The organism is Burkholderia sp. BCC1996, from assembly GCF_905339955.1.
Classification (GTDB): domain Bacteria; phylum Pseudomonadota; class Gammaproteobacteria; order Burkholderiales; family Burkholderiaceae; genus Burkholderia.
The window spans coordinates 1-1,336 of record NZ_CAJPHM010000076.1 but is presented as its reverse complement, the minus strand read 5'-3'; the positions used below and the strand labels follow the sequence as shown (position 1 = coordinate 1,336).

General features: G+C 61.9%; 1 protein-coding gene. It reads left to right on the top strand.

Features of this window, described 5'->3' with window-relative positions:
* Positions 1-94 precede the first annotated feature (94 nt).
* Positions 95-1,305, top strand: a protein-coding gene (locus tag U4Z64_RS37225; protein WP_321822675.1) for an IS3 family transposase whose coding sequence is annotated in 2 segments (ribosomal slippage) — positions 95-410 and positions 410-1,305 — 1,212 coding nt in all. Because the reading frame shifts where the segments join, the coding sequence is not laid out codon by codon here.
* Positions 1,306-1,336: the final 31 nt, after the last annotated feature.

Below are 1,336 nucleotides of genomic sequence, written 5' to 3'. Positions count from 1 at the left end.
TGGAGCAGCCCCCTGAAACACCGGACATAGCCTCTCACTTAAACTAGCGGGTAGGCATAAGACTGTGTTTTTGACTAACACCAGGCAGGAAGTGATGGACGTGTTGACGGGCCCGGAGCGTCGGCGGCGCTGGACGGCGGAGCAGAAGCTGGCGATGGTTCGCGAGAGTTTTGAACCGGGGAAGTCGGTTTCGATGGTCGCGCGCCAGCACGGCGTGAACCCGAACCAGCTGTTCCACTGGCGCAAGCTGTACCAAGACGGGAGCCTGTCGGCGGTCAAGGCTGGAGAGGAAGTGGTCCCGGCATCGGAGCTGGCCGATGCACTCAAGCAGATTCGTGAGCTGCAGCGGATGCTCGGCAAGAAGACCATGGAGAACGAGATTCTCCGCGAAGCAGTCGAGTATGGCCGAGCAAAAAAATGGATAGCGCACTCGCCCTCGCTGCCGGAGGACGACCAGTGAAACTGGTTTGTGAAGTTCTCGGCGTGTCGCGCTCGAACGTATCGGCACGACTGTCGCGTCCGACGACGTGGCGCGATGGCCGTCAATCGCGGCAGACCGACGATGCGAGCGTGGTCGAGGAAATCCGCCGGGTCGTCGGCGATTTGCCCAGCTATGGCTATCGCCGGGTTTGGGGCACGTTGCGCAACGAGCGCGTTGCGGTTGGGCTGGTGCCGTTCAATGCCAAGCGTATCTATCGCGTCATGCGCACGCACGGGCTGCTGATGCAGCGCCGACCGATTGCGCCTCGGCCGCAACGTCGACATGACGGCAAGGTGGCCGTCGCGCGCAGCAATCAGCGATGGTGCTCGGACGGCTTCGAGTTCCGCTGCGACAACGGCGAACCGCTGCGCGTGACGTTTGCGCTGGATTGCTGCGACCGCGAAGCGATGAGCTGGGCGGCTACGACGGCAGGCCACAGCGGCGACATCGTGCGCGATGTGATGCTGGCTGCTGTGGAAAATCGGTTTGGCAACGAGCTGCATACACCGTCCGAAATCGAGTGGCTGAGCGACAACGGTTCAGGCTACACGGCCGATGACACGCGTCGGTTCGCAGTGGCCATCGGCCTGAAGCCATTGACGACGCCGGTGTGCAGCCCACAAAGTAACGGGATGGCCGAGAGCTTCGTGAAGACGATGAAGCGCGACTACGTCGCCTTCATGCCGAAGCCGGACGCAGCAACTGCGGCACACAACCTGGCCATCGCGTTCGAGCATTACAACGAGAAGCATCCCCATAGCGCGCTGCAATACCGCTCGCCTCGCGAGTTCCGGCGCTCGATGGATTCAGCAACCTTAGTGTGATGCCGTGTCCGGGATTACAGGGTCAACTCCA